This is a genomic window from Lacinutrix chionoecetis, from assembly GCF_053604665.1.
This window is the reverse complement of record NZ_JBSHNQ010000084.1, coordinates 201,825-226,115: the sequence shown is the minus strand read 5'-3', so window position 1 is coordinate 226,115 and position 24,291 is coordinate 201,825. Positions and strand designations below refer to the sequence as shown.

Below are 24,291 nucleotides of genomic sequence, written 5' to 3'. Positions count from 1 at the left end.
ATTATCTTATGGGATTTTTAAAGACCATACTTATTATATTACTGGTTTACTACGGATTTAAAATCTTAGCCAGATTTTTTGGACCTTTTATACTTAAATATTTGTCGAAAAAAGCGACAGAACGGTTTAGTGGGCAATTTCGCGATTTTAATAACCAAAGGCAACAGCAAAAACCTCAAAACGAAGGGGAAATAACGATTGATAAAATGCCTAAAAATAAATCATCTAATAACTCTGTTGGAGAATATGTCGATTACGAAGAGATCGATTAATTTCTAAACGACCCCATTAATTTAAACAAAAAACTCTAATATCTTAGTAGTTTTTCTTCAATAGTGATAGTGCATTCAAAAAATATCAGTAATTTTCACTTTCAGATATAGTAACACTATTTATGCAATCAACTTTTAAAAAAATCTTGCCACATATTCTTGTGTTTGCTGGATTTATAATACTATCATTAGCTTATTTTAGTCCTGTTCTACAAGGAAAGCAAATTTTACAAAGCGATATTTTGCAATACAATGGTATGGCAAAGCAACAACGCGATTTTAAGGCTAACACTGGAGAAGAAGCGTATTGGACCAACAGCGCTTTTGGAGGTATGCCAACGTACCAATTAGGAGCAAGATATCCACACACGTATATTAAAAATTTAGATTTAGGTTTGCGGTTTCTACCACGACCAGCAGATTATCTCTTCCTGTATTTTATAGGGTTTTATATTTTATTATTAAGTTTAAAAGTAGATTTTAAACTTGCTGCGCTTGGTGCATTAGCTTTTGGCTTTTCAACCTATTTAATTATAATACTTGGTGTTGGGCACAATAGTAAAGCACATGCCATCGCTTACATGCCTTTGGTTTTAAGCGGTATTATCCTAACGTTTAGGCGTAAATATATTGTAGGTTTTATTGTAACTGCAATAGCCATGGGATTAGAATTGGTAGCAAACCATTTCCAGATGACTTATTATCTGTTGTTGCTTGTTATTATTTTAGGCATCGTTTATTTAATAGATGCTTTTAAAAAGAAATTACTTCCTCATTATTTTAAATCGGTTGGCATTTTAGTAGCTGCAGTTATTTTGGCACTTGGCTTAAATGCTGCTAATATTATGGCAACTCAGGAATATGCGAAAGAAAGTACACGTAGTAAGACGGAATTAACTATAAATCCCGATGGCTCCCCAAAAGAAGATATTAGCTCTGGTTTGGCAAAAGCAAAAATTACAGAGTATAGTTATGGGTATTGGGAAACGTTTAATTTGTTTATACCAAGATTTTTAGGTGGTGGCATGGGAGAGAATTTGGGTAAAGAATCTGCGTTTTATAAATTTTATCGAAGTCAAAATGTACCACCATTAGAAGCGGCAGAAGCGGCAAAAGCCGTCCCAACCTATTGGGGAAAACAACCAATAGTTGAGGCACCAGCTTATATTGGAGCGGTAATTATATTTTTATTTGTCTTTGCTCTGTTTTTAGTGAAGGGTCGCTTAAAATGGTGGCTGGTTTCGAGCGCTATTTTTGCTTTATTATTATCCTACGGAAAAAACCTTAATTTTTTAACAGACTTTTTTATCGATTATGTGCCATTGTACGACAAGTTTAGAGCCGTAACATCCATTCAAGTACTTTTGGAATTATGTCTTCCCGTTTTAGCTGTTTTCGGATTAGTCAGACTATTTAACGAATTTGAAAAAAATGAAAATAAACTAAGAGCTTTAAAATTTGCAACCGTAATTACTGCTGGATTTTGTTTGTTATTCTTAATCTTTAGATATGCCGGATTTGTTTTAGATTTTGAAGGCATAAGAGATAAGAGTTGGGCAGAAGGAGGAGGACAAGCGTTTGTAGATGCAATTGTAGCAGATAGAAAATCAATTTTCACCAAAGATACCGTACGTTCACTCTTTTTAGTTTTACTTTCTACGGGCGCAATATATTTATTTTTAAAGCAAAAACTTTCAGAAGTTAAAGTAGTTATAGTTTTTGCAGTATTAATTCTTTTCGACTTGGTTGGAGTAGACAGACGTTATGTAAACACCAAAAATTTTGTAAAAAGCAGAGAAGTACAAAGACCATTTCAGCCTAACGATGCTGATAAAAAAATATTAAGTGAGTCTGGTAATTTTAGAATTTACGATGTAAGCTCGGGTAGTGGAAGAGCAGTGTCACAAAAAGTAGCAGAAATGGTATCTGGTCCAACATCGGCTCCCTACTTTCATAATACAATTAACGGTTATCATGCAGCAAAATTGAAACGTTTTGATGAGATTTCAAACTTCTTTCCTTTTACAAGACATCCAGAAATTTTAAACATGTTTAATGTTAAATATATTATTAGCGAAGATGATAGTAACCAGCCTTATCCTTTTTTAAATCCCGATGCTAACGGTAACGCTTGGTTTATAGAGGAAATAGCGCAAGTAAATTCTGCCGATGAAGAGATGTTAAGTCTGGTTAATTTAAACACAAAACAGCAAGCAGTAACTACAGATAATTTATCGGTAGGTTCTTCAAAATTTCAAATAGATTCACTTGCTTCAATAAAAGCTGTTGAATACAAACCAAATTACATTAAATACGAAACTGAAAATAAAAATAATGGTTATGCAGTGTTTTCAGAAATGTATTATAAAGAAGGGTGGAATGCCTATATAGACAACAAAATATCTAACTATAATCGAGTAAATTACTTGTTAAGAGGTATGGAAATACCTAAAGGGAAGCATATTATAGAATTTAAATTTGAACCTCAAGTGGTTAAAACAGGAGGTACAATAGCATTGGCAAGTTCAATTGTTTTAGCATTAATTTTAATAGGCGGATTGTTTTTTGAGTTTAAAAGGAAGAATGAGTAACCAAAAAAAAGTTTTAATAATAGTTTACTATTGGCCTCCGGCAGGTGGACCAGGAGTACAACGCTGGTTAAAATTTGTAAAATATCTCCCTAAATTTGGTATTGAGCCCGTTGTATATCACCCTTCTAATCCCATCTATCCTCAAACAGATGAGAGCTTACTAAAGGAGGTGCCAGCAGGTATTACAATATTAAAACAACCTATTAGCGAACCTTATAAACTAGCCAATTTTTTTTCTAAAGATTCTAAAACCATTAGTAAAGGTATTATACCTGTAGCGTCCAAACAAAATATCATGCAAAAGGCCATGCTATTTATACGTGGGAATTTTTTTATTCCAGATGCCAGAAAAAACTGGATAAAACCTTCGGTTCGGTATTTATCGACTTACATTAGTGATTTCGGAATTGAAACTGTTATAACCACAGGTCCACCGCATAGCCTGCACATTATAGGTTTAAAGCTTAAAGAAAAGCTTAATATTAAATGGATTGCAGATTTTAGAGATCCATGGACAACCATTGGCTACCATAAACAGTTAAAGCTCACAAAAAGTGCAGAGAGAAAACATAAAAAGTTTGAAAAAGAAGTACTAAATGTGGCAGATAATATTATTGTAACAAGTAGCGTGACTAAAAGAGAGTTTCAATTAATAACAAACAAACCAATTACAGTAATAACAAATGGTTACGACATAGAAACGAATACAACCGAAACCTTAGACACACAATTTACTATAGCACACATTGGCTCGTTTTTATCCAAAAGAAATCCTGAAATATTATGGAAAGTATTAAGTGAATTGGTGCTTGAAAATGAAGATTTTGCTAAACACTTTAGACTTAATTTAGTTGGATTAATAGGCGAAGAAATACTAAAAACTATTGAAGCATATAATTTAACCACATACTTAAATAAAATAGGTTATGTTTCTCATAAAGAGTCGGTTATATATCAAAAAAAAGCGCAAGTGTTATTGTTAATTGAAATAAATTCTGAAGATACTAAAGCCATCATTCCTGGAAAATTATTTGAATATTTGGTTTCCAAAAGGCCAATTATAGCTATTGGTCCCACAGCATCAGATGTAGAAAGCATTATTAACGACACCAATACAGGGAGCTATTTTTATTATGATGCTTTTGAAGCATTAAAAAAGAAAATTCTTGAACATTTTGAAGCTTTCAAAACTGGAAATTTAAAAGTAAATCCTAAAGGAGTACAAAAATATAGTAGAGAGAATCTAACCCAAAAATTATCTGAAGTCATTTTAAAGAGGCAATAATTTATGGAATTTATAATTTTATTTTTTTAGAGTTTAATCCATGGGAATTGTAATAAAACAATCTATTCAAAACACGATAACCACCTATTTAGGTTTTGGCATTGGTGCTATAAATACGTTGTTTCTTTATACCAATTTTTTAACCGACGAATATTACGGCTTGGTTGGTTTCTTACTTTCTGCAGCCAATATAATGATGCCTTTTTTTATGTTTGGTGTTAGTAATGCACTCATTAAATTTTATTCCTCATACAAAACGCGTAAACAGCAAAATAGCTTTTTAACTTTAATGCTTTTTCTTCCGCTGTTAGCAATAATTCCTATAGGTTTTCTTGGTGTTTTGGGTTACAATACTATTAGTAAGTGGTTGGCTTCAGAGAATACTATTGTAAAAGATTATACCTATTTAATATACATCATTGCTGTGGCTATGGCTTATTTTGAGGTGTTTTTTGCCTGGAGCAAGATTCATTATAAAAGTGCTTTTGGCAATGTGATGAAAGAAGTGTTTCATCGTGTGTGTATTCTATTGTTGCTTTTAGCATTACATTTTAACATGCTTTCTGTAGAACATTTTATAATAGCTATTGCTATTGTATATATTGTTAGAATGGTTATTATGAAGATTTATGCCTTCAGTTTAAGGCTACCAACCTTCGATTTTAATTTTAATTTTAATATTTCTTCGGTATTAAAATATAGTTTTCTTATAATAATTGCAGGTTCTGTAGCTATGTTTATGTTGGATTTAGATAAATTTATGCTTGGTAAACTTATAGTAATAGAAAATATAGCATATTATAATGTGGCAATATTTATTGCTACAGTTATTGCAGTTCCTGCAAGAGCAATGCATCAAATAACATATCCTTTAACGGCGAAATTTTTAAATACCAATAATAACAGTGCTCTTAAAGATTTGTATAAAAAATCTTCTCTAAACTTAGTCATTGTTAGCGGACTCATTTTTGTGCTCGTAATGGTAAACATTAATCAGTTATATGCTTTACTACCTCCCGAATACAGTCAGGGTTTGTTTGTGGTGGTTATTATCTCACTCATAAAATTAGGAGATAATTTACTAGGGAATAATAACTCTATTATCTTTAATTCTAATTATTATAGAATAATATTGTTTTTTGGAGTGCTTATTATCTGTGTGGCAGTCATATTAAATTACATATTAATTCCGGTTTACCATATTAATGGTGCAGCAATTGCTACATTTTTAGCACTGTTTCTCTATGGCAGTTTAAAAGTGTGGTATGTAAATATGCGTTTTAAAATGCATCCATTCTCAATACAAACATTTTATGCTTTGTTGCTTATAATTGTATTAGCATCTTCATTTTATTTTTGGGAATTTGGTTTTATTCCCATAGTAAACATATTTGTAAAGTCTATTATAGTTATAGCAATCTATGGTTTTCTTATATACCGATTTAAACTTTCAGAAGATATCTCTAATATTCTAAATAAGATTATTAAGCAGTAAATTTAGGGCAAAAAAAATCCTGTTACTTGCTTGGGAAGACAATGTAACAGGATTATAGTGATTAACCACTTAAAATTATCTACGACTCGATCGCTTATTAGAAGCCGAGCGCTTTGCACTTGACGCAGGCTTAGAAGCTCTCGATTGCGTACTTCTTTTTGGAGCTGTTCTTGCGTTACGAGTTTGAGTATTTCTACTAGAAGCTACTCTATTATTAGATTTTGGAGCACTACGTTGTGCAGTTCTATTTGTTCTGGTTCGGGTTTGCGACGCACTATTATTACTTCTTGTCCTTGGCGCAGAAGTAGCATTGTTACTTCTGGTTCTTGGAGCAGAAGCGGCAGTGTTACCACGAGTTCGAGTTCTTGGTGTTGCATTATTGTTATCACCTCTTGTTCTTGGCGCACTTGTAGCATTGTTTCCTCGAGTTCGTGTTCTTGGTGTCGCTACGCTATTATTTCCTCGAGTTCTTGGTGTACTTGCTGTACTATTATTACGAGTTCGTGTCCTTGGTGTAGCAGTAGAGCTGTTACCTCTTGTTCTAGGCGTACTTGTAGCATTATTTTCTCGAGTTCGTGTTCTTGGTGTAGCTGCTGTAGCACTGTTACGCGTTCTTGTTCGTGGTGTACTGGCTACTCGCGTTCTACCTTTTGTTTGCGAAGCATAACTTCTATTTCTAATAACTTTATTACCTCTTCGGCTAGCTACAGCTGTTACTCTTCTGTAATTATTTCTATACGGTCTGTCGTATCTATAACGAATAGGTGTATAGTATTGTCTGTAAGGCTGGCTATATACTACACAGTAATTCACTGGTGGTAAAATATAAAACCTGTGCCATGGTCTGTAAACATAAACTCTGTTAAAGGCATTAATATAGCCACTGCAATAATCGAATCTATTGTAATTGTTGTAGTAAATATTTAAACCACCAATTCGTGAAACAGTATTTAGGTGATTGTAATTAATTCTAATGTCACCAATTTGGTTTACACGACCATAATAATCGTAATCCACGTAAGTGTTTTCAATTTGAATAATAGCACCAAACTCATCGTATTGTATGTAAGCACTATAATCGTACCCCGAATTATAATTAATGCTAACACCTCCCACATTAGCAGAGATATTTACATTAGAAGTATATTTTCTAATATTAAAATCGAACTGCCCATCTGGAAAAACAGAAAATTCAATACCATCTACTTCGAAAATAAAGGATTTGCCGTAATTGCGATAATTTGTTTGATGAGAATCGGTAGATTCTATAACGTTTTCTGCATTAACAACTACACTTGATAAGAGTAAAACTGTAAACAGGTAGATTAATTTTTTCATAATATTCGTTTTTAAGATTGAACAATGAGCTAATTACAAGCATCGTGCCAAAACTATAACGTTGTAGTTTTGTAAACCGAAGAAATACACGTAGTTTCGCGATATACTTAAAGTAAGCACGCACATATGTCTTTTAAAAAATTAAATCCTGAAATTTTAGAAGCTTTAGAAACTAATAATTTTGAAGCTCCAACACCTATTCAAAAAAAAGTATTACCTATAATAAAAGGAGGAGCCAACGTTTTTTGTATTGGTAAAAAAGACAGCGGAAAAACCACAGCTATTATAATAAGTGTTATGCAAAAATTAAAGAGCAAAGCCATAGGAGATGCGCCTCGTGCCTTAATTTTAGTTGAAACAAAAGCAGATGCCTTAAAGCTTAAAGAAACTTTTGAAACATTTACCAAAAGAACAGATTTAAGGATTTATGCTGCTTACGATGAGCAAACCTTAGAGCAACAACGAGAAGAAATTTATTACGGTCAAGATATATTAATAGCCACTCCAAAACGTTTAAACAAGCTGTATTTATTAAATAGTTTAGATTTAAGTCAATTAAAACTATATATTTTAGAAGACGCGGAATTCGCCGAAAAAGGATTGTATTTTGCAGCAATAAACCGTATTCCAGAAAGTATAGATAAATGTCAATATCTTGTTTTTGCCGAAAAATTAAGCGCGCGATTAAAACGTTTTGAAGATACTTTTATGTATCGTGCGCAAGTTGTTAAGGTTTAATTGTGAAAATTTAGTTTTCTATATTACTTTAGTGATATTATAACTCAAAATACCCCTAAACATGAAAAAGCACCTTATATTATCAATCTTATTCTTTTCTATTCTATTAGTCAACGCTCAAGACGATTTTTATTTGGGTGCAAAAGGAGGCCTTAATTATTCTGGTTTTCATACTGAAAATGGAGCGAATACAGATAATTTTGGTATTGCTATAGGTGCATTTGCAGATATAGAGGTGAATGCATTAATTTCTATACATGCCGAATTGTTATTCAACCAAAAAGGGGGATTAATACCTGTTAGAGATGCAATGACAGATCTTCCTGCATATGCAATAAATACTAAGCTTAGTTATATCGATTTGCCAGTGTATGCCAAACTAAACTTTATAGATAATTTTGGAGTGCTTTTTGGACCACAAATTGGTTTTTTAATTAATAGTAAGGGCGAAATTGAAAGTAATGATGCTACAAATGGAGAAGCGATAGCATTCTCTAACGAAAATTCAATTGATGTTGCTTTAAACGCTGGATTATCTTACGATATTAGCGATCGATTACTCATCCAGGCCACCTATAGCTATGGCTTAATGGAAGTGTTTGAAGATGTAGCGTATAAAAACTCAGTAATAAGTTTGTCTATTGGTTACAAGCTTTATTAAACAATAGTTTACAACAGCAAACAGCTATATCAAGATTTAAACCTTACAAAACAGCTTATTTAATAAATTTATGGCTTACAAATCAATTAAATAATCATTAAATAATTTTCTTTTCCCATATTGAATCCTTAAACTTGTAACTGCTTTTTTATAAAAAGCGTTAAGTTTACTTTGTTAAATGATTAAAATTAAAGACTATAAAATAAGAGGCAATAAATTACATTTTACCTTTTGCCATCAAATCCCTGAACGGTCATTTTTTTTTAAAGGAAAACAATTTCCTTTGTGTTCTCGCTGTACAGGTATTAATCTGGGTTATTTTATTTTACCGTTTTTTATTCTGGGTTTAATTAGTATTCCTTTATGGTGGTCTGTTGCTATGGTTTTCCCAACGTATATAGATGGCACTATTCAAGCTTATACAAAATACCAAAGTAACAATACATTGAGATTTACATCAGGAATAATATCTGGGATCGGCACTATGTCTTTAGTTTCTATTACAGGTATTGCCATAGGAAACTTTATATTAACCTTAATAAACTAAAAATTATGTCAGATCAATTAAACACACCAAACCACAATCCAGACGATCAATTAGAAACTGGAATGAAAGTTTTATCTTTTTGTATTCCTTTAGCTGGAGCAATAATATATTTTACAAGCAAAGAAAAATCTCCAAATAAAGCAAAACAAGCTTGCCATTTTGCACTTTATGGACTTGCTTTAGGAGTTGTAATTCAAATCATCTCTGTTCTTATTACTGGAACCATGTAATAATTTTTACAGAGTAATAAATAAAAAATCCCACAAACATAAGTCTGTGGGATTTTTCATTTTATACAAAAAAGAAATATTTATTTTCTTTTTTTCAATTTTTTAAGCTTTTTCTGCTTCTTTATCTTACCATCTTTCTTGTAATAATAATGGTCATCATCGTTGTTATAATTGTCATTCCAATCGTTATCATAATGGGAATCGTTATTAATATGAATTGTAGTACAACCAGTTACGCCACAAAAGCCACAACCTTGATTACTATAATTTACATGACCCGAAACCTTAATTATTCGTCCTCTTTTATTGTATTTAATTTTTAAACCTCCAATTTGTTTTACTAAACCGTGTTTATTATAATCGATGTAAACAGAGCCTAAACGCTTTACTTGGTCATAACGATTGTAGTTTACAAATAAATTTCCAATACGTCTTACTTTACCATCGCTGTCGTGAGTTACAATAACACCTCGACTTCTTGGAGCAGAGAACCTTACTTGCGTTCCTGGTGCACCATGCGTTACATTAACGCTTCGACGTCTTATAGGTGTTCTTCTATAATAGCCATCATCATGATTATAATGGTTGTCTTCAATATTGGTATTAAAGTCGAACGACCCATCTGGAAAAATTAAAAATTCTACACCACGCTCCACAAATTGAATTGGCTGGTTGAAGTTGTAGCGATTAGTAATTGTCAAATCTTCACCTAGTGATGCAGATTCAACTTTTTCTGCTGCTGTTACAGTTGTTAATCCTATTAACATTCCTGTAAATAATAGTACTAATTTTTTCATAGTATTACGGTTTTAGATTTAGTGCGTACTCCCAAGCGATTCGGGATAGCATTATGCTTACGCAATTTAATTAATGAAGTTTCAAGATGCGTGCCAAACTTGTTAGGTGTTGATTTTGTTGTGCTTTTAAGATATTTTTCGGCTTCTTTATCGCACTTTTGTTATTGGTAGATACGTATTAAATAGTATATTTACTTAACAAAAAAACCAACCATCTCATGTCCATTAAATATAATACTTGTAAAAATTGCGATGGCGAATTTAAAAGTAATTTTCAATTTTGTCCACATTGTGGAATGAAGGATAAGGAAGAGTTAACTTTAGGTGTTTTGTTTTATAATACGGTTAACAATTACTTACTTTACGATTCTAAATTCTTTAAGAGTTTTGTTCCATTAATGACAAAACCGGGTTTTTTACCAAATAAATTTATAGCAGGTAGAAGACTCTCTTATTTGCATCCTGCACAACTGTATTTGTTTGTTACTTTTATCTTCTTTTTCATGTTTTCCTTTGTAACCAGTAAACAAGAATTAAAATTAAATGAAGATTTTAAGGTGGTTACTTCAGAAATGAAAGATGAATTGGTACAAGTAGAAACAGACTCTAGCGATAAAGCAGAATTATATTCGGCTTTAAAAAAAACACAACCATTTACAGGCGCTACAGATAAAGAAATAGATTCTATTGTAAATAAAACCAATTTAAATTCTCCAAAGAAACAAATAACGTTAGGCTACAATATAAAGAGGGTCGATTCACTTTTAGATATAAACGCACCAAAAGAGGAGATTTACAAGGAAATGGGCATGGATGAAAATCCTAATTAGTTTCAAAAAATAGTCTATCCTCAAATACTAAAATTTCATAAAGAACAAAACGTAGGCTCTATTTGGAATTCGATGATTAAAGCAACGCCAATTGCACTGTTTATTCTTTTACCAATCTTTGCTCTATTTTTAAAGCTATTTTACTATAAAAAAGGAAAGTATGCATACCATTTGGTATTCACATTCTACTTTTTTGCCTTTTTATTTGTTGTGTTTAGTTTATTACTAATAGCAGATTTTATAATAGATGCACCAGGCTGGGTAGACTTTTTAATCATGTTATCCACCTTTATTTATTTGGTGATTGCTGTAAACAGGTTTTATAAGCAAAACTTGTTTTTAAGTATTATTAAAAGCGGTATCATTTCATTTGTTTTTTTAATATTAATGGTGCCATTAGCCTTTATAACACTTGGGTTTGTTTCTTTTCTATTTTATTAGGTTTAAAAAAGTGTAACGTTGAATGAATTTATTTGTGTGATCAGGTAATAATCATCAATAAAAACAAATTAGAAAACAAACGTATAGATCTTAGTATTTATCTTTCCCGAAACAAAAAAAGGGCAGCTTATTTTTACCAATGTAAATGGCAGTTATCAAGTAGTAGCGAAAATATTACTTCATTCTTTAAAGGTTTTCGGTCAAGCATAACATCTTTTAAGATGCTATAATTTTTCTTTCAAATATTTCCCAGTTTCCGAAGTCTTAATTTTTACGATTTCTTCTGGAGTTCCAGAAGCTACCAAGTGTCCACCATTTTCACCACCAGTTGGGCCTAAATCAATAACGTAGTCTGCACATTTAATAAGTTCTAAATTATGCTCTACAACAACAATAGAATGTCCTTTTTCAATTAAGGCATTAAATGATTTTAATAGCTTTTTAATGTCATGAAAATGGAGTCCTGTTGTAGGTTCATCGAAAATAAAGAGTGCAGTTTCTTTAGTATTTCCTTTACCTAAAAAAGAGGCCAATTTAATACGTTGTGCTTCTCCTCCAGAGAGTGTAGATGAGCTTTGGCCAAGTGTAACATAGCCTAAACCAACATCTTGTAACGGTTGTAATTTATTCTTAATTTTAGTAACATGATTGTCATCGAAAAAAGAAATGGCATCGTCGATAGTCATATTCAAAATATCATCTATATTTTTATCGGCAAAAGTAACCTCAAGTACTTCCTTTTTAAAACGCTTGCCTTTGCAGGTTTCACATTCTAAATGTACATCTGCCATAAATTGCATTTCAATAGTAACTTCGCCTTCTCCCTTACAGGTTTCGCATCGTCCACCATCTACATTAAAACTAAAATGTTTCGCAGCATAATTTCTAATTTTACTTAATTTTTGCTTGCTGTAAAGTGCGCGAATATCATCATAAGCCTTAATATAAGTTACAGGATTTGAACGCGACGAGCGACCAATAGGGTTCTGGTCTACAAATTCTATATGCTTGACATTACTGTAATTGCCTTCAATATTAGAAAACTGTCCTGGTTTATCACCAAAACCGGTTAATAATTTTTGTACTGCTGGATAAAGTATTTTCTTTACTAACGTACTTTTTCCACTACCGGAAACTCCTGTGATAACAGTTAGCATGCCTAACGGAAAAGTAACGTCGATATTTTTTAAATTGTTTTCTCGAGCACCTTTAATTTTAATGTTGTATTTTGAAGTACGACGTTTTTTAGGAACCTCAATTTTTAAAGTTTCATTTAAATATTTAGCCGTTAAAGATGCTGAAGCTAAAATATCCTTATATGTTCCTGTTGCTACAACGTGTCCACCAAAAGTTCCAGCCTCTGGTCCAATATCGATAATTTCGTCGGCCTCTTTCATAATGTCTTCGTCATGCTCAACAACAATAACCGTATTGCCTAAATCTCTTAAAGCCTTTAACACTAAAATAAGGCTTTCAGTATCTTTAGGGTGTAAACCAATACTTGGTTCATCGAGAATATACATGGAGCCTACCAAACTACTGCCCAATGAAGTCGCTAAATTTATACGCTGACTTTCACCTCCAGATAAGGTGTTCGATTTTCTATTTAATGTTAAATAGTCTAAACCGACATTAGATAAAAAGGCTAATCGATTGGAAATTTCTTTTAACAAACGTTTAGCAATGGTTGTGTCGTGATCGTTTAACTCTAATTGCTTAAAGAAAATAGCAAGCTTATCTAAAGGCATTTCTACCAAATCTGTTAAGGTTGCATTGGCAATTTTAACATAATTAGCCTCTGGTCTTAAACGCTTTCCATTGCAAACTTTACATTTTGTTTTCCCTCTGTATCGCGAGAGCATCACACGATTTTGAATTTTATAAGCTTTACTTTCCAATTCGGCAAAAAAGGAATTTAAACCTTCAAAATATTTGTTTCCTGTCCAGATTAAGTTTTTATCATTCTGGCTCAACTCAAAAAAAGGCTTATGAATCGGGAAATCGAATTTATGCGAATTATTAACCAATTGATCGCGATACCAACTCATACTTTCTCCACGCCAAGGAAAAATGGCATTTTCGTAAACCGATAATGCCGTATTAGGAATAACCAAATCATCGTCTATACCAATAACATCTCCATAACCTTCACATTTTGGGCAGGCTCCATAAGGATTGTTAAAGCTAAATAAATGTACATTAGGTTCTAAAAAAGTGATTCCATCCAATTCGAACTTATTACTAAAATGACGCATTTCATTAGCTGAAGAGTCACTTTTAATCAATTCAATAAAACATTCTCCTTTACCCTCGAAAAAAGCGGTTTGTATTGCATCGGCAAGACGGTTGTAAAAATCCTCATCATTTTTAGTTACAATTCTATCAACCACTAAAAATAAATCTTTGGTTTTTTTGGTAATTTTTTCTGCTTTATCTAATCTTAATACTTCGCCGTTAGCTTTAATTCGCGCATAACCTTGAGCATTTAATGCTTTTAGTTTGTCACTCATTTCTCGACCTTCTTCTAAATGAATAGGAGCGAGAAGTAATAATTTTTTACCGTCAGCAAGAGACTTTACATAATTTAAAACATCAGAAACTGAATCTTTTTTTACTTCCTGTCCAGAAACAGGCGAATATGTCCTACCAATTCGTGCAAATAATAATTTAAGATAGTCATAGATTTCTGTAGTGGTACCAACAGTCGATCGAGGATTGGTAGAATTTACTTTTTGTTCAATAGCAATTGCTGGAGCTATGCCTTTTATGTAATCTACTTTAGGTTTGTTTAATCTGCCTAAAAACTGTCTTGCATAACTAGAAAGACTTTCTACATAGCGTCTTTGTCCTTCGGCATACAGCGTATCGAATGCTAAACTCGACTTTCCAGATCCAGATAATCCTGTAATTACCACCAACTTATTTCTTGGAATAACAACATCAATATTTTTTAAGTTGTGCAATTTCGCACCTTTAATGATGATATTTTGTTTAGGATTTACTTCGGAAAGCTTAATGTTCATAAGTGTTTAGATATAAAAGTGATGCAAAGATAACACATCTAAAGTGTCTTATAAAAAAGATTATTGTGTAATAAAATGTTAAAACTTTAATTTTTTTTTGCTTTTTAGGAATGATTGTTGTTATATTTACCGCAATAACAACAAACTAATTTTCAAGCCTATAGCATACAATTACTTTTTTAAATTTATTAACCCTAGCTGAAGCCCTAACTTCTGCAAATAAAAAGTAATGATTATGCGAAAAGAACTTATCTCAGACGCTACTTTAGTAAGTAGCTATATTAATGGCGACGAATCTTCTCTCGAAGTTTTAATTAAAAGGCACAAACAACGTATTTACAGTTTTATTTATTCGAAAGTTTACGATCGTGATGTTGCAGAAGATGTTTTTCAGGACACATTTATTAAAGTTATTCGTACTCTTAAAAAGGGGAAATACAACGAAGAAGGTAAATTTTTACCTTGGGTAATGCGTATTGCACATAATTTAGTAATAGATCACTTTAGAAAAAACAACCGTATGCCTAAGTTCGATAACAGTGGCGAATTTAGTATCTTTTCTGTGTTAAGCGATACAAGTTTAAACGCCGAAAAAGCGATTATTAAAGATCAAGTAGAAAGCGATGTAAGACGTTTAATTGAAGAATTACCAGACGACCAAAAAGATGTTTTAGTAATGCGAATGTATAACGATATGAGTTTTAAAGAAATCTCCGAACGTACAGGCGTGAGCATAAATACAGCGCTGGGTCGTATGCGTTACGCTTTAATAAATATGAGAAAAATTATTGAAAAACATAATATTATTTTAACCAATTAGGGATTATACAATATTAGAATAAATGTTGCGTTATTTATTTGTAACTAAAAAACAAATAGATGGCAAAAATTTACTCTAAGAATCCAAAAAAGGATACAAAAATGAACCCTAAAGATGAGACCATTAGTTTCATTCTTAACTATTCCAAGGCTTTAAGTGTTATAGATTATAATAAAATGAAGTTTGAAGCACTTCTGAATTAGACTGAAAAATCCTGATTTTAACTAAATCAGGATTTTTTTTGTAACCGTTATTAAAATAATATTTCTATCGCTGTCCTTTATAGTAAGCATCTAAAACCGATTTTCTACCAATAGTTTTAGTTATGATATCCTTTTCTATATCCCAACCACGAGCAGGTGAATATTCTCTGCCATACCATATTATTTGTAAGTGCAAGTCATTCCAAGTTTCTTTTGGAAATAATCGTTTAGCATCTTTCTCGGTTTGAGCAACATTTTTACCGTTAGTTAAGTTCCAGCGGTACATTAATCTGTGTATATGAGTATCTACAGGAAAAGCAGGAACATCAAAGGCTTGAGACATCACAACGCTTGCCGTTTTGTGGCCTACTGCAGGTAAGGCTTCTAAAGCTTCAAAGCTTTGCGGGACCTCTCCGTTGTGTTTATCAATTAAAATATGTGATAAGCCATAAATGCCTTTACTTTTCATAGGAGATAATCCACACGGTCTTATAATATCCTTTATTTCTTCAACACTCATTTTTATCATATCGTAAGGATTGTCAGCCTTTGCAAATAATAAGGGTGTAATTTGGTTGACGCGAACATCGGTACATTGTGCAGATAGTAAAACTGCAACTAACAAAGTATAAGGATCTTTATGGTCTAAAGGAATAGGTATTTCTGGATACAATGCATTTAACGTATTTATAACAAAATCTACCTTTTCTTGCTTGGTCATTAGTTGTATTTTTGAGTGATAACAATGAAAATCAAAATTACAACTATGAAAACATTAAAACAAGGTGATAAAGTCCCAAATTTTAAAGTAAACGATCAAGATGGAAATTCAATCTCTCTAAGTGATTATAAAGGAAAAAAATTAGTAGTATTCTTTTATCCAAAAGCAAACACACCAGGTTGTACAGTAGAAGCTTGTAATTTAAGAGATAATTATAAACTATTACAAGATAAAGGCTATTCTATCTTAGGCGTTAGCGCAGATACAGAAAAGAAGCAATCTAATTTTAAAAATAAATTTGATTTTCCTTATCCTTTATTAGCAGACACCGAAAAAGAAGTTATTGACGCATTTGGTGTTTGGGGAGAAAAAAAGTTTATGGGTAGAACTTACGATGGTATTCATAGAAAAACATTCTTAATAGACGAAAACGGAGTCGTTGAGCATGTTATTGACAAAGTGAAAACTAAAGATCATGCTGCACAGATATTAGAATTATAAATTCTCTAATTTCTAAAAATTTTAAGCACTCAATTTTGAGTGCTTTTTTTATTTATACATAAACCTTAATAATGATCCCGGAGTTATATTGTCATTATTCACAATATTATGTTAAATACATAAAATTTTAAAACCTTATCATAGCTTTTTTCGTAGACATTTTGTCTAGTAAAACTCTTATGGGTGGTTGTAAACTATTAAAATTCAGTTAAATAAATTACAATTTAGCTATTGAGTTAAGATTAAAATTAATACAACAGCTATTCTATTCATTAATGAGTAGATTATTAGACGCTATAAAATTAATATTAACCAAACACCTTAACAATGAAAAACAAAACTACACTACTAATTGCCATGATCTTGGCAATTTTTACAACAAGTATTTCATTTGCCCAACTCGTTACGAGTGCTGCAGATGACGGCTCACCAGGCACACTACGTGTCGAAGTAGCGAATGCAACGGCTGGCGATGCAATCACATTCGCGCCAACTGTAACTAACATTACTCTTTTAACTGGAGAAATAGTTATAGACAAAAACTTAACCATTACTGGAGCACCAGTTACAACTGTAACAGTAGATGGAAATAATAATGGAAGACTATTTAATATTACTGCGGGAATAGTAACCTTAGAAAACTTAACTTTAACAAATGGCTTGGCAATAGATGGTGGAGCCATTTTTGTTTCTAATGCTTCCGTAACCATCAATGACTCAATATTAACTGGTAACATTGCAAATGGAACGCCAGGTTCTGGTGGTGCGATATTTAACGATGTTGGTGGTGTTTTAGTAATAAATGATTCTGAAATATCTTCCAACTTGGCCAATAGAGCGGGTGGAGGAATTGAAGATAATTCTGGAACAGGATTAGCAATTACTTTAAATAATGTAAACTTAGATAATAATAACGCAGGAGTAGCTCCTGCAACAGCAGCACCAGGTAATGGTGGTGGCTTACATATAACAGGACCAGGAAGTGTTGAAATTAACGGAGGAACTGTTACCGGAAACACAGCTGCCAAAGAAGGAGGCGGATTATGGAATGGAAGCGGAACTTTAGATATAAACGGAGTTTCAATTACAAATAACTCAGCAGTAGGAAGCGATACTGGTGGTGGAGGTTTATTCAACAATGGAAACGGAACCATAGATATTGATGCTGCAACTACACTAACAGGAAACGTAGCAATGGGAGCAACTCCAGGAGGACGTGGTGGTGCAATCTTCAATAATACAGGTGGAATTTTAACTTTAGCTTCAGGATTAACAATATCAGGAAACTACGCAAGTAGAGCTGGTGGAGCAATAGAAGATAGTTCTAATGGAACATTAACTTTAAACGGAGTTAATTTAATAGGAAACTCAGCAGGAGCAGATATAGGTTTAGGAAGTATGGCGAATCCAGGAAATGGAGGAGCTATTCATATTTCAGGTACTGCTACAGTAAATATTACTGGAGGAACAGTCTCTGGTAATCTTGCAGCCTCAGAAGGTGGTGGACTATGGAACGGAACAGGAACAATGACCGTTGATGGAACAACAATAGATGCAAACACAGCAAGTGGTGTAACAGCTGCCGAAGGTGGTGGTGGAATTTACGCTTTAAGTGGAGGAACCGTAAACCTTATAAACGGAGCAACAGTTTCAAATAATATTGCCGATGGCGCTTCAGGATCTGGAGGAGGAATCTTAGTAGATGTAGATGCCAGCTTTAGTGCTACCGATTCATTTATAACAGGAAACCAAGCAAACCGCGCAGGTGGAGGAATAGAAGTTGTAGCCGGAACAGGAACAGCATCATTAACAAACACCGCATTAAATAATAACAATGCAGGCGTTGCACCAGCAGTAGCCGCACCAGGAAATGGTGGTGGACTACATATTACTGGGATGCAAGATTTTACAATTAACGGAGGAACAGTAACAGGAAATACGGCTGCCAAAGAAGGTGGTGGATTATGGAACGGAAGTGGAACTTTAGATATCAATGGAGCAACAATAACTAACAATTCAGCAGTAGGAAATGCTACTGGTGGTGGAGGATTATTCAACAATGGAAACGGAACCATAGATATTGATGCAGCAACTACACTAACAGGAAACGTAGCAATGGGAGCAACTCCAGGAGGACGTGGTGGTGCAATCTTCAATAATACAGGAGGTATTTTAACTTTAGCTTCTGGATTGACTATTTCAGGAAATTACGCAAGTAGAGCTGGTGGAGCCATTGAAGATGCTTCAGGAGGAACATTAAATTTAGATGGTGTAACACTTACAGGTAATTCAGCAGGTGTAGATATTGGATTAGGAGCTATGGCAAATCCAGGAAATGGTGGAGGAATTCACTTATCTGGAACAACTAATGCTACTATTGCTAACAGTACCATTTCAGGAAACTTCGCAGCTTTAGAAGGTGGCGGACTTTGGAATAACGCAGGAACCATGACTGTAAATAGCACAGTTTTAAATGCTAATGATGCACAAGGTGCAGGAGCAGATGATGGTGGAGGAGCAATCTTCAACAATGGTGGAGTATTAATAGTTCAAAATGGAACAACAATAACTAATAATACAGCTTCAGGAATTTTAGGTTCTGGAGGTGGAATTTTTTCTTTAACGCCTGGAACACTTAATGTTGATGGATTAACAATTTCAAACAACACAGCTAATAGAGCAGGTGGAGGAATTGAAATCAATTCTGCTTCAGGTGAAACATATGCATTTAATAATGTAACGTTAGATGGGAATACAGTAAACGGACCAGCACCAGGAAATGGTGGTGGATTACATATCTCAGGAATGGGAGATGTTGTTTATAATGGTGGTTCAGTAATTAATAATACAGCTTTTGAAGGTGGTGGATTATGGAACAGTGTTGGTACAATGACCGTTTCAGGAACAACTATTACAGGAAATATTGCTAATGGTGACGCTACAGGTGGTGGCGGACTTTTTAATAATGGTGGAACACTTAATGTTGATGCTACTACAACTCTAACAGGAAATAGTGCAATCGCTGCAACTCCAGGCGGACGTGGTGGTGCAATATTTAACAATACAGGAGGTACTTTAAATGTGGCTACTGGTTCAACTATATCAGGAAATTATGCAAGTAGAGCAGGTGGAGCAATTGAAGACAGTTCAGGAGGCACATTAAATTTAGATGGTGTTACACTTACAGGTAATTCTGCAGGTGTAGATATCGGATTAGGAGCTATGGCAAATCCAGGAAATGGTGGAGGAATTCACTTATCAGGAACAACCAATGCTACTATTTCTAACAGTACAGTTTCAGGAAATTTCGCAGCTTTAGAAGGTGGTGGACTTTGGAATAATTTAGGAACAATGGATGTTAGTTTAACGTTTTTGGACGCAAACATCGCTTCAGGTGATGCTGCCGATGATGGTGGTGGAGCAATTTTTAATAATGGAGGAACATTAAATGTAGGTAATGCTACAACAATAACTAATAATATTGCCGATGGTGCTTCTGGTTCTGGAGGAGGAATTTTCAGTACTAATGGTGCTGTAACTGTAGTTAATGCGGTTTTAGCTTTTAATAGGTCTAACCGAGCAGGAGGAGCCATAGAAGTTATAGACGGTTCTATAGATTTTTCAGGTAATTTTAATATTAGTGACAATAATACAGGTGTCGCACCAGCAATTGCAGCACCAGGAAATGGTGGTGGTCTTCATATTAGTGGTACAGCAACAGCATTAATTACAGGTGGTACTTTTAATAATAATGTCGCAGCAAGAGAAGGTGGTGCATTATGGAATAGTACAGGAATAATGACTGTAGATGGTACAACTATCGACGGCAATGATGCACAAGGTGTGGCAGCAGATGATGGAGGTGGAGCAATCTTCAACAATGGAGGAACATTAAACGTTCAAAATGGAACAACGATAACTAATAATACTGCGACTGGAGCTTCTGGTTCTGGTGGAGGAATTTTGTCTACCGATGGATTAGTTATTATCAATGCATCTACAATTACAAATAATACCTCAAATAGAGCAGGTGGAGGAATTGAGCTAATTGAAGGAACGTTAAATCTTTCAGCTACAACTTTAGATTCAAACACAACAGGGTCAGCACCAGGTAATGGTGGTGGATTGCATATTACTGGAGCGGCAGACTCTAATATAACTGGCGGAACTGTTAATATGAATACCGCTGCACGTGAAGGTGGAGGATTATGGAACGGAACTGGTACAATGACTGTCGATGGAACAACCATCGATGGCAATACTGCTTCTGGTCCTGCTGCTGATGATGGAGGTGCAGGAATCTTTAATAATGGCGGAACACTTGTAGTGCAAAATGCTACTATAATTAGTAATAACATTGCTGATGGAACTTCAGGTTCTGGTGGTGGAATTTTAACTATTGGAGGTGATGTTACAGTTAACACATCTTCAGTAACAATGAATCAAGCCAACAGAGCAGGTGGAGGAATTGAATTAGCTGGAGGAACTTTAAATTTAGTTAATGCAACTTTAGATAATAATAATGCAGGAGTAGCACCAGCAGTTGCAGCACCAGGTTCTGGTGGTGGATTGCACGTAACTGGTCCAGCAACAACCAATATTACTGGCGGAACATCAAACGGAAATATCGCTGCCAATGAAGGTGGTGGATTATGGAATGGTTCTGGAGTTATGACTGTTGTCGACCATACAGTTGATGGAAATACAGCCTCAGGAAACGATGGCACAACACCAGGAGCCGCTGGAGGTGGAGGAATCTACAACGAAGGTGGAACATTGGATTTATCAGGAACTACAGCAATTACAAATAACGTAGCTGATGGCGCACAGTCAACAGGTGGAGGAATTTTAAATGCAGCAGGAACTTTAATGGCAAATGGTATTACTATAATGGACAATACAGCAAACCGAGCAGGTGGAGGAATTGAAACAAACGGAGGAGGCGCAGTAACGCTTACCAACGTCACTTTAGATTCTAACGATGCAGGAGTTGTTACAGGAGCAGGCGCACCAGGAAATGGTGGTGGTTTACACGTTAGTGGAAACAGTGCTGTAATGCTAACAGGTGGAACCGTAAATATGAACACAGCCGCATCAGAAGGTGGTGGACTGTGGAACGGAACAGGAATTATGACTGTTGATGGCACAACAATAGATGCCAACACAGCAAGTGGAGCAACAGCGTCAGAAGGTGGTGGAGGAATCTACGCACTTACAGGTGGGACATTAAATTTAATTAATGGAGCAACAGTAAGTAATAATATTGCCGATGGAGCTTCAGGTTCTGGAGGTGGATTGTTAATCGATGGTGCATCATTAAATATCGATGGTTCATCAATAACAGGAAACCAAGCCAACAGAGCAGGTGGTGCTATAGAAATTGTTGCTGGAGCAGGAACAATGACTTTAACCAATGCAACCTTAAATAATAACAATGCAGGAGTTGCACCAGCAGTAGCCGCACCAGGAAGTGGTGGAGCCATTCATATTACAGGAATGCAAGACATTACTATTACTGGCGGGACATCAAACGGAAATATCGCAGCCAATGAAGGTGGTGGATTATGGAATGGTTCTGGAGTTATGACTGTTGTTGACCATACAGTTGATGGTAATACAGCCTCAGGAAATGATGGCACAACACCAGGAGCCGCTGGAGGTGGAGGAATCTACAACGAAGGTGGAACATTGGATTTATCAGGAACTACAGCAATTACAAATAACGTAGCCGATGGCGCACAGTCAACTGGTGGAGGAATTTTAAATGCAGCAGGAACACTAACTGCAAATGGTATTACTATTATGGATAATACAGCAAACCGAGCAGGTGGAGGAATTGAAACAAACGGTGGAGGCGCAGTAACGCTTACCAACGTCACTTTAGATTCTAACGATGCAGGAGTTGTTACAGGAGCAGGTGCACCAGGAAATGGTGGTGGTTTACACGTAAGTGGTAACAGTGCTGTAACCGTAACAGGCGGAACCGTAAATATGAACACAGCCGCATCAGAAGGCGGTGGATTATGGAATGGAACAGGAATCATGACTGTTGATGCAACAACAATAGATGCCAACACAGCAAGTGGCGCAACAGCTGCCGAAGGTGGTGGTGGAATCTACGCTTTAAGTGGAGGAACCGTAAATCTTGTAAACGGAGCAACAGTTTCAAATAACATTGCAGATGGTGCTTCAGGTTCTGGAGGAGGAATCTTAGTAGACGTTGATGCCAGCTTTAGTGCTACAGATTCGTTTATAACAGGAAACCAAGCAAACCGCGCAGGTGGAGGAATAGAAGTTGTGGCCGGAATAGGAACAGCGTCTTTAACTAACACCGCATTAAATAACAATAATGCAGGAGTTGCACCAGCAGTAGCTGCACCAGGAAATGGTGGTGGATTACACATTTCAGGAATGCAAGACTTTACAATTACTGGAGGAACCGTTAATGGTAATTCTGCAGGTCGTGAAGGAGCTGGACTTTGGAATGGAACAGGAGTGATGTTAGTAGATGGTGTAACAATTGATGGTAACACTGCTTTAGGTAGTGCTGCTAATCAAGGTGGAGCAGGAATCTTCAATAATGGAGGAACTTTAAATGTAGTTAACGGAACAGTAGTTTCTAATAACATGTCAACAGGTGCTTCTGCTTCTGGTGGTGGTTTATTAAGTACTGCTGGTGATGTAACGGTTACAGATTCAACTTTCGATACTAATTCAGCTAACAGAGCTGGTGGAGCAATCGAAATCATTGATGGAACATTAACGTTCACAAACTCTTCAATGTTAAATAATGATGTTGATGGAACAGCTGGAACCGCAGCACCAGGAAATGGTGGTGGATTACACGTTACAGGAACGAGTGGAACGGTGTCTATCGATACAAGTACAATTTCAGGGAATGCTGCTGCTAACGAAGGTGGTGGATTATGGAATCAAAATGGAACAACAATGAATGTTGTAGCTTCTACAGTTGATAATAATTCTGCAGATGAAGGTGGAGGAATCTATAATAATATGGGTTCTATTACTACAGTTATGAGAAGTACTGTTTCGGGTAATACTGCAACAACTTCTGGTGGAGGATTAACTAATAACGGAGCAAGTTTAGACTTAAATGCTGTAACAGTAGCTTTTAATACTGCAGCAACAGGTGGAGGAATCGATGCTGTTAATAGTGTATCTTTAAAGAATACTATTGTAGGAAATAATACTGCTGGATCTGGGACTGATGTCTCAGGAACAATTACGTCTAACAATTACAACTTAATTGGATTGGATGACTTAAATGTCTTTACACCAGAAGCAAATGATATTGAAGGCATGGATGCATTATTAGGTCCTTTACAAGATAACGGCGGGACGACTCTAACACATCAATTACTTGCTAATTCTCCTGCTTTTGATGCTGGTGATCCAGCGGATACTTTTGCAGATCAAATTGGTCAAGTAATATTTGGAGTAGCTAGAGATATTGGAGCTTATGAATCTCAAATAACTTTATCTGTAGATGATTTTAATTTAGATTCTACTTTTAACATGTTTCCAAATCCAACAAATGGGATCTTTAACCTTAACTTCGATAACACCATTTCTGGAACAATACAGATGGAAATAGTTTCTATCACAGGACAGGTAGTAAAAAGCGAAACATTAAACGTTGGAAGCAATAGGGTAAATGTAAGCAATTTATCTTCAGGATTATATATTGTAAATATTTCGACAGGAAACAATTCAATTTCTAAGAAATTAATTTTAAACTAATTTGAATTAAACATTAATTAGTCGCGTTAATAAAAAA

The 24,291-nt window shown here is 34.6% G+C and carries 18 protein-coding genes; 14 read left to right on the top strand and 4 right to left on the bottom strand.

Annotated elements, in window-relative coordinates; translation table 11 throughout:
- The first annotated feature begins 8 nt into the window (after positions 1-8).
- From ACVC43_RS10910 to ACVC43_RS10895, 4 genes are all read left to right on the top strand, one after another.
- The gene (locus ACVC43_RS10910) at positions 9-272 is read left to right on the top strand and encodes a DUF4834 family protein (RefSeq protein ID WP_452224554.1); all 264 of its coding nucleotides are present in this window, start codon (positions 9-11) and stop codon (positions 270-272) included.
- Positions 273-394: 122 nt separating this feature from the next.
- A complete protein-coding gene (locus ACVC43_RS10905) occupies positions 395-2,863 on the top strand; it encodes a YfhO family protein (protein WP_452224553.1) in 2,469 nt (822 codons plus the stop codon).
- The gene (locus tag ACVC43_RS10900) at positions 2,856-4,148 is read left to right on the top strand and encodes a glycosyltransferase family 4 protein (protein WP_452224552.1); all 1,293 of its coding nucleotides are present in this window, start codon (positions 2,856-2,858) and stop codon (positions 4,146-4,148) included. The genes ACVC43_RS10905 and ACVC43_RS10900 overlap by 8 nt, the downstream gene beginning before the upstream one ends.
- A gap of 40 nt (positions 4,149-4,188) precedes the next feature.
- Positions 4,189-5,643: an oligosaccharide flippase family protein gene (locus ACVC43_RS10895; RefSeq protein WP_452224551.1), complete on the top strand. Its 1,455-nt coding sequence runs from the start codon at positions 4,189-4,191 to the stop codon at positions 5,641-5,643.
- Positions 5,644-5,718: 75 nt separating this feature from the next.
- On the opposite strand, the gene ACVC43_RS10890 is transcribed toward ACVC43_RS10895, so the two are convergent.
- The gene (locus ACVC43_RS10890; protein WP_452224550.1) at positions 5,719-6,981 is read right to left on the bottom strand and encodes a hypothetical protein; all 1,263 of its coding nucleotides are present in this window, start codon (positions 6,979-6,981) and stop codon (positions 5,719-5,721) included.
- Positions 6,982-7,107: 126 nt separating this feature from the next.
- Here ACVC43_RS10890 and ACVC43_RS10885 point away from each other — a divergent pair, with 126 nt between their 5' ends.
- The 4 genes from ACVC43_RS10885 (at position 7,108) to ACVC43_RS10870 (ending at position 9,157) form a co-directional block, all read left to right on the top strand.
- Positions 7,108-7,719, top strand: a complete 612-nt coding sequence (locus ACVC43_RS10885) for a DEAD/DEAH box helicase (RefSeq protein WP_452224549.1) — start codon at positions 7,108-7,110, stop codon at positions 7,717-7,719.
- A 61-nt stretch (positions 7,720-7,780) separates the two neighbouring features.
- On the top strand, positions 7,781-8,380 hold the full coding sequence (locus ACVC43_RS10880) for a porin family protein (RefSeq protein WP_452224548.1): 600 nt from the start codon (positions 7,781-7,783) through the stop codon (positions 8,378-8,380).
- A 178-nt stretch (positions 8,381-8,558) separates the two neighbouring features.
- Positions 8,559-8,927, top strand: a complete 369-nt coding sequence (locus ACVC43_RS10875) for a DUF2085 domain-containing protein (protein ID WP_452224547.1) — start codon at positions 8,559-8,561, stop codon at positions 8,925-8,927.
- 5 nt (positions 8,928-8,932) lie between these two features.
- Positions 8,933-9,157, top strand: coding sequence for a hypothetical protein (locus ACVC43_RS10870; RefSeq protein ID WP_452224546.1), 225 nt, complete (start codon positions 8,933-8,935; stop codon positions 9,155-9,157).
- Positions 9,158-9,237: 80 nt separating this feature from the next.
- On the opposite strand, the gene ACVC43_RS10865 is transcribed toward ACVC43_RS10870, so the two are convergent.
- Positions 9,238-9,954 carry a hypothetical protein gene (locus ACVC43_RS10865; RefSeq protein ID WP_452224545.1) on the bottom strand — a complete coding sequence of 239 codons (717 nt, stop codon included), beginning with the start codon at positions 9,952-9,954 and terminating at the stop codon, positions 9,238-9,240.
- A gap of 218 nt (positions 9,955-10,172) precedes the next feature.
- Between ACVC43_RS10865 and ACVC43_RS10860 the strand changes: the two genes are divergently transcribed.
- Positions 10,173-10,784, top strand: coding sequence for a DUF3667 domain-containing protein (locus ACVC43_RS10860; RefSeq protein ID WP_452224544.1), 612 nt, complete (start codon positions 10,173-10,175; stop codon positions 10,782-10,784).
- 72 nt (positions 10,785-10,856) lie between these two features.
- Positions 10,857-11,225, top strand: a complete 369-nt coding sequence (locus ACVC43_RS10855) for a hypothetical protein (protein ID WP_452224543.1) — start codon at positions 10,857-10,859, stop codon at positions 11,223-11,225.
- Between the two features lie 224 nt (positions 11,226-11,449).
- On the opposite strand, the gene uvrA is transcribed toward ACVC43_RS10855, so the two are convergent.
- Positions 11,450-14,248: an excinuclease ABC subunit UvrA gene (uvrA, locus tag ACVC43_RS10850; RefSeq protein WP_452224542.1), complete on the bottom strand. Its 2,799-nt coding sequence runs from the start codon at positions 14,246-14,248 to the stop codon at positions 11,450-11,452.
- 235 nt (positions 14,249-14,483) lie between these two features.
- Between uvrA and ACVC43_RS10845 the strand changes: the two genes are divergently transcribed.
- On the top strand, positions 14,484-15,068 hold the full coding sequence (locus ACVC43_RS10845; RefSeq protein WP_452224541.1) for an RNA polymerase sigma factor: 585 nt from the start codon (positions 14,484-14,486) through the stop codon (positions 15,066-15,068).
- A gap of 59 nt (positions 15,069-15,127) precedes the next feature.
- Complete coding sequence (locus ACVC43_RS10840) at positions 15,128-15,271, top strand: hypothetical protein (RefSeq protein ID WP_452224540.1); 144 nt, start codon at positions 15,128-15,130, stop codon at positions 15,269-15,271.
- A gap of 64 nt (positions 15,272-15,335) precedes the next feature.
- Here ACVC43_RS10840 and ACVC43_RS10835 read toward each other — a convergent pair whose 3' ends face one another.
- Positions 15,336-15,992 (bottom strand): endonuclease III domain-containing protein, encoded by a 657-nt coding sequence (locus ACVC43_RS10835; RefSeq protein ID WP_452224539.1) that lies wholly within the window; start codon positions 15,990-15,992, stop codon positions 15,336-15,338.
- 45 nt (positions 15,993-16,037) lie between these two features.
- On the opposite strand from ACVC43_RS10835, the gene bcp reads away from it, so the two are divergent.
- The gene (gene bcp, locus ACVC43_RS10830; protein ID WP_452224538.1) at positions 16,038-16,493 is read left to right on the top strand and encodes a thioredoxin-dependent thiol peroxidase; all 456 of its coding nucleotides are present in this window, start codon (positions 16,038-16,040) and stop codon (positions 16,491-16,493) included.
- 327 nt (positions 16,494-16,820) lie between these two features.
- Positions 16,821-24,254 carry a choice-of-anchor Q domain-containing protein gene (locus ACVC43_RS10825; RefSeq protein ID WP_452224537.1) on the top strand — a complete coding sequence of 2,478 codons (7,434 nt, stop codon included), beginning with the start codon at positions 16,821-16,823 and terminating at the stop codon, positions 24,252-24,254.
- The last annotated feature ends 37 nt before the right edge of the window (positions 24,255-24,291 follow it).